The sequence below is a fragment of the Anaerolineae bacterium genome, assembly GCA_014360855.1.
GTDB lineage: Bacteria > Chloroflexota > Anaerolineae > JACIWP01 > JACIWP01 > JACIWP01.
In genome coordinates, this window is record JACIWP010000381.1 from 1 (window position 1) to 2,241 (window position 2,241).

General features: G+C 62.6%; 2 protein-coding genes and 1 tRNA gene. All 3 read left to right on the forward strand.

The window, feature by feature from the left end; genetic code table 11:
• Window positions 1–56 precede the first annotated feature (56 nt).
• The 3 genes from H5T60_14225 (at window position 57) to H5T60_14235 (ending at window position 2,186) form a co-directional block, all read left to right on the forward strand.
• Window positions 57–133 (forward strand) — tRNA-Asp (locus H5T60_14225).
• Window positions 134–313: 180 nt separating this feature from the next.
• Complete coding sequence (locus H5T60_14230; GenBank protein MBC7243590.1) at window positions 314–1,060, forward strand: GntR family transcriptional regulator; 747 nt, start codon at window positions 314–316, stop codon at window positions 1,058–1,060.
• Between the two features lie 79 nt (window positions 1,061–1,139).
• Entirely contained in the window at window positions 1,140–2,186 is a 1,047-nt protein-coding gene (locus H5T60_14235; GenBank protein MBC7243591.1) for an N-acetylornithine carbamoyltransferase, read from the forward strand.
• Window positions 2,187–2,241 lie beyond the last annotated feature (55 nt).

Genomic DNA, 2,241 nt, shown 5'->3' on the forward strand with positions numbered 1-2,241 from the left:
CTTTCCCGAATTTGACAACTTCAGCCATCCTATGGTATAGTGTGAATTGCCAATGCGGAGGCGTGGTGTAGTGGCCTAACATGCGGCCCTGTCAAGGCCGAGATCGCGGGTTCGAATCCCGTCGCTTCCGCCATATATGTTGTATCGTTGTTGGCCGCGGGTGCACCGCGGCCCTTTCTTTTTCCTGCCGCCCGATTCGCCGGCCCACCTGCCCTGCGTTTCGCGAGGGTCCGCATTCCATTCGCATCGGACTTGACGCCGGCCCACCTTTGTGCTATAATAATGTCAGACCTCAGACAAATGGAGGGCCGGCGTGGTCGAAAAGCTCCGCAAAGATAACCGACCGCTATACCTGCGGGCCGAAGAGGCACTGCGCGAGCTGATCCAAAGCCAATACCAGCCCGGCGACCAGCTCCCCCCAGAGCCGCGGCTGGCAGAAATGCTCGGCATCTCCCGCGCCACCCTGCGCGAGGCCCTGCGCTCCTTCGAAGAGCGCGGCCTGGTCAAGCGCCGGCAGGGCGTCGGCACCTTCGTCGCCGAACACGCCGACAACCTGGTGTTCGAAAGCGGCCTGGAAACCCTCGAGAGCCTGGAAAAGCTCGCCGAGCGCAAGGGGCTGAAGGTTCAGGACGCCGGCCTGCGCATCAGCCAGATTATCCTCGACCAGGAGCTGGCGGAGAAGCTGAACCTGCCGGCAGGAACGCCGGCGGTGCAGGTGGTGCGCACGAAGATGGCCGGCAAGCACCCCGTCGCCTACATGGTGGACGTCATACCAACGACCTATGTGACGCTGGAAGAGATGCAGGCCGGCTTTCGCGGCTCCGTGCTCGACTTCCTTCTGGAACGGGGATCGCCGGCGCTGGCCTATGCCCATGCCAGGCTGGTCCCCATGCTGGCCGGCCGCGACATGGCGGAGGCGCTGGATGTCTCCCCCCGCACCTGCCTGCTCCTCATCGAAGAAACGCTCTACTCCATGGACAATGTGCCGGTGGAATTCTCCCGCAACTATTTCCTGCCGGGCTTCTTTAACTTCCATGTCATCCGGCGCATCGGAGGTTAGACGCTCGCCGGCGGAGACACCCCGCCGAGTGCGTGATAGCAGAAAACCCGACATTCTATGTACGAAGGAGAAAGGGACGATGAAAACGGAAAGCTTTCGCGGCAAGGATTTCATGACCCTGCTCGACTGGAGCAAGGAAGAGGTGGAGACCATCCTCGACGTAGCGACCGACCTGAAGCGGCGCTTCGCGCTGGGCGAGCGGCATGATCACCTCCTGCCGGCCAAGACCCTCTTCATGATCTTCTACAATCAGTCCCTGCGCACCCGCAACTCGTTCGAGGCCGGCATGACCCAGCTTGGCGGCCATGCCCATTACCTCGACCCCGGCAAGATTTACACGCCGGCGCTCAAGGGCCGCGAGGTTGCCTATACCACCGAGCGCGTCTCCGATGTCGCCCGCACCCTCTCCCGCATGGGCCATGCCATCGCCATCCGCTGTTACGGCGACCCGGTGGACTGGGTCTACGGCGGCGCGCATGAGCTCCTGCAGGAATTTGCCCACTGGGCGCACATCCCCGTGCTGAACATGGAAGACGACAAGTATCATCCCTTCCAGGCCCTGGCGGATATCCTGACCGTGCGCGAGAAGTTCGGCGGCTTCAAGGGCGTCAAGTTCGTCATGAGCTGGGCCTACAGCCCGAGCATCCACAAGCCGCGCGCCGTTCCGCAGAGCGCCATCATCGCCGCCACCAAGATGGGCTGTGACACCGTGCTGGCGCACCCCAAGGGCATGGAGCTGGACCCCGAGGTCCTCAAGGCCTGCGAGGAAATGGCGGCCAAGTCCGGCGGCTCCTTCAGCGTCACCAACGATATGGAAGAGGCCTTCGAGGGCGCGCACGTCGTCTATCCCAAGGCCTGGGCGCCCACCGTGCTCTTCCAGCCGCCCGTGGGCAACTATGACAAGGAAGAGGCCCAGCGCATCTTCGACGCCAACAAGCACTGGATCTGCGACAGCGAGAAGATGAAGCTGGCGCATCCCGAAGCGATTTACATGCACTGCCTGCCCTGCGACCGCGGGTACGAGGTAACCGACGAAGTCATTGACGGGCCGCAGTCGGTGGTGTTCGACGAGGCCGAGAACCGCCTGCATGTCCAGAAGGCGGTCATGGCCCTTACCATGCGATAATCTTAACAGCGTTGGAGCTGGGAGGGGGCGAAAGCCTTCCTCTCCCAGCTCCTTT

Excerpts from the sequence above, each read along its gene's own strand:
- H5T60_14235 (MBC7243591.1), top strand. The coding sequence starts at position 1,140 with ATGAAAACGGAAAGCTTTCGCGGCAAGGATTTCATGACCCTGCTCGAC.